We start from the raw sequence: 3,438 nt of genomic DNA, 5'->3' as shown, positions 1-3,438 counted from the left end.
TTATCTCGCCGATGAGACCATCCTCGCCGACAAAGACGACCTCGTACATCTGTGCTCCACGCATCCGGTCAGCCTCGACAACCGGTCCTGTAATCCGAATTATACTGCTCTCTGTCATCCAATCACCCTGGTATCCCCCGACCGGCAACACGCCTGATCGCCTCGGTTATGGCATCATCCCCTTTTACCGAACCCTGTGGACCCGGTATTTCTACAACAACCGGATAGACCCGGTGCGACCGCCCATGCTCGTCAAGAAGCGGGATGAGCGGCCGTGCATACCGATCCTGTATAAGGACGATACCGACTGATTCATCCATAAGAAGCTCTTTCAGTGCGGCTTCGGCAGAGGTATCATCCTCACACCGGATCGTCTCTGCAACACCGCCGAGCCGGCAGAGGAGCATGACTGTACGATCACCAACTGCCACGATCCTCATCTCATACTCACCTCCACCACCATCTGTGCCCTGATCGTCTCGGCAGGCACATGATACAGAATTCCGGCAGCAGCCGCCCGCAGGTTTTCGCACTCGATGCCAAGCGCCATTAGGTACCGGAGGATGGGGCCGCTCCCGAGATGGTACTGGCTGCTCGCCATCCTGCCGACATCGAGGAGGCACTGCGAGAGTCCCATCTCGATTGCACCCGGATCCCTGCTCTTCCTCACCTGCTCAATGAAAGGCTCGATATAGGGGCCATACATCGTCTCCCTGATCTGCGAGACAAGCTCCACAAGATCAGCAGATCGTGCCAGGTTTCTGAGCATATCATCTGAGATCTCAAAGCCTCCCCTTTGGATGAGGAAGGGTTCAATTGCTGCTGAATCTGCACCATACAGCAGTCCGCGTATAAGAATCCTGAGATTCTCGCAGTCTATGATCCGTCCCGCCATCAGGACTGCCGGTTCATACTGGGATTCGTCCATCCCACGGGCGGTCATCATCAGAGAACGGTAGCTCTCAGAGAAGAGCGCCGATTCGAATGCAGCATATCCTTCCTGTTCGCCAACTGCCTTCCAGATATCCCGTATGCGGGGGAAGACACCTGACCGGTCAAGCCGCTGAACCGCCTCTTCAACAGATCCGGAGTGGGCGGCTTTCCTTATCGCTGAGCTGGAGAATGCCCCGATTGGAACCGCCCTCTTCTCAATCAGATCCCCCGGAAGACCACCGCTAATCCCCCTCAGGACAGAGGCAACCTCCTCTGCCAGATAGACCTGGATATATCCGAGGATCAATGAATGAATCGCATCCGGGACAGATACGGTAAGGTTGCCAAGCAGGGTATAATGGTAGTGCCGGATCATCCGTTCGGTATCGTCCGGACCCATCCCTTCGCGGTACTCGATTATGTGGCCGGATCGCGCCGCCCGCTCAAAGAGATCAAGGAGATCTGAGGCATCCGAGAGGGTATCCGCACCATCTGCCGTCACAAGCGGGTTGCCCATCGCCCTGACCCTTGCAGAGGGATAGGCAAACGAGGCGATACTCAGGATAATCCGGAACCATCCCGCAGAGACTGCCACAAAGATTGCAATAAAAAATGCAATGGCAAAAGCAATCAGAATCAGCCCTGATCCTTCTCCGGTGAAGAGTTCTGAGAAGATCAGATCAATATCCATCTCCTTCACCTCCATAGAGGATTACGGATACCTGCTGTGTCAGGCTATCCCTCATCTGGTTCAGCCGTGTTGCGAAGGTCTGATCGCACCTGATGGGAGTATCCGCGGAGATGACGATCACCCCGCCTGACTGGATCTGCGGATCATGGAGAGGGAGGGATCGGATCGCAACCCCGTCAAGTCCTTCTGCTGCATCTTCAACCGCTTTTTTATCAGCAGCACGGCAAAGGATAACAATCTCTCCTCCCCCGACAATCTCCCTCCCTTCAATGATGAGGGAATGGAGGATACCCGGGTACTCCGGCTTTAAAGGAATATCTGCCAGCTCTTCTTCAGCAGCAACAAATACCTCCCGGATCCCCTGCCATCTTGCATCCCTGAGTGCTTTCATCTCATCGTACTCTGCCTGGAGGAGGACTTTTCGTTCTGCACGGAGGGCTTTGCGTTCACCTTCAAGGAGGATACGCTCGCGTTCACGGCCGGCTCTCTCCCGGGCAGCATCCCGGATCGCAGTACACTCTTCTTCTGCCTTCTGCCTGATCCTCGCAATCTCCTCTTCGGTCTCTGCTACAATCAAGGAGATGATCGTCTCAAGCCCCATTCAGAGACCTCCAAAGAGTCCGATCCCAAACATAATCAGAATCGCAACCAGCAGGCCGAAGATTGCAAACGTCTCTGCCATCACCGCGAAGACGAGGCTCTGCCCCATCGCTTCAGGCCGCCGTGCAACCGCACCGATCCCGGCAGCGGCAGTCATTCCCTGTCCGATAGCAGAGAGTCCGGCAAGGCCGACGGCAAATCCTGACCCGATACAGGCAAGGCCCGCGGCCGCTGTTGCCGTCACATCACGGGTGATGATCCCGGTAAACGCCATGATCAGGATAGCAACCAGCAACCCATAGATCGCCTGCGTCTCCGGGATAACCGAGAAGACGAGCCCCTTCCCAAACATCTCCTCCCTCTCGGATGTGGTCGCGATCCCAGCAGATGCAGCAATTCCCTGACCGATGGCGGAGATTGCGGCAAAGCCGACCGCAATCCCACAGGCGATCGAAGCAAAACCGGCGGCAAGTGTGGGAACGATATCCCTTGTGATCATCCCGGTGAACGCCATGATAAGGATCGCAACCAGTAACCCATAGATCGCCTGGGTCTCGGGGATCACCGAGAAGACAAGGGAGCGGCCGAATGATTCCGGTTTCTCAGCGGTTGCAGCAGCTCCGGCAGCAGCAGCAATGCCCTGTCCGATAGCAGAGAGTGCCGCAAGGCCGATCGCAAATCCGCACCCGATTGCGGCAATTCCAATTGAAATATCCGAGATCGGGCCGCCTGCAATCATCCCGGTAAACGCCATGATAAGGATCGCAACCAGCAATCCATAGATCGCCTGTGTCTCGGGGATCACCGAAAAGACGAGGGCACGCCCAAAAGCACCTTCATGCTCAGCAGAAGAGGCAGAGCCGGCAGCAGCAGCAATACCCTGCCCGATGGCAGAGAGACCCGCAAGACCAACCGCAAGGCCGCAGCCGATCGCGGCAAGCCCGGTCGCCATCGTCGCAACCGCATCACCCGCCAGGATTCCTGAGAATGCCATGATCAGGATCGCAACCAGTAACCCATAGATAGCCTGCGTCTCAGGGATCACAGAGAAGACAAGGGATCTCCCCATAGCCGTATCATCCTCAGAACTTGTAGCAATCCCGGCAGATGCAGCAATACCCTGCCCGATGGCAGAGAGGCCGGCAAGACCAACCGCTAATCCGGCACCAAGAGCGGCAAGCCCCATCGGGGTGGATACCGGGTCCCCGACACCG

Annotated in this window: 5 protein-coding genes; all 5 read right to left on the bottom strand. The window is 56.6% G+C overall.

Features of this window, described 5'->3' with window-relative positions:
* A partial coding sequence (locus tag QCH34_RS13355; protein ID WP_366898521.1) for a hypothetical protein occupies nucleotides 1–118 on the bottom strand: 118 nt, incomplete at its 3' end.
* A gap of 4 nt (nucleotides 119–122) precedes the next feature.
* Nucleotides 123–440 carry a V-type ATP synthase subunit F gene (locus tag QCH34_RS09180; protein WP_300333166.1) on the bottom strand — a complete coding sequence of 106 codons (318 nt, stop codon included), beginning with the start codon at nucleotides 438–440 and terminating at the stop codon, nucleotides 123–125.
* The gene (locus QCH34_RS09175; RefSeq protein WP_300333164.1) at nucleotides 437–1,624 is read right to left on the bottom strand and encodes a V-type ATPase subunit; all 1,188 of its coding nucleotides are present in this window, start codon (nucleotides 1,622–1,624) and stop codon (nucleotides 437–439) included. The genes QCH34_RS09180 and QCH34_RS09175 overlap by 4 nt, the downstream gene beginning before the upstream one ends.
* Nucleotides 1,614–2,225: a V-type ATP synthase subunit E family protein gene (locus QCH34_RS09170; protein WP_300333162.1), complete on the bottom strand. Its 612-nt coding sequence runs from the start codon at nucleotides 2,223–2,225 to the stop codon at nucleotides 1,614–1,616. Before QCH34_RS09170 ends, QCH34_RS09175 begins: the two co-directional genes overlap by 11 nt.
* Nucleotides 2,226–3,438 (bottom strand): V-type ATP synthase subunit K (locus tag QCH34_RS09165; RefSeq protein ID WP_300333160.1); only part of this gene is annotated, 1,213 nt, incomplete at its 5' end.

Source organism: Methanocalculus sp. (assembly GCF_029762515.1).
Classification (GTDB): domain Archaea; phylum Halobacteriota; class Methanomicrobia; order Methanomicrobiales; family Methanocorpusculaceae; genus Methanocalculus.
This window is presented reverse-complemented; position numbering and strand designations above follow the sequence as displayed.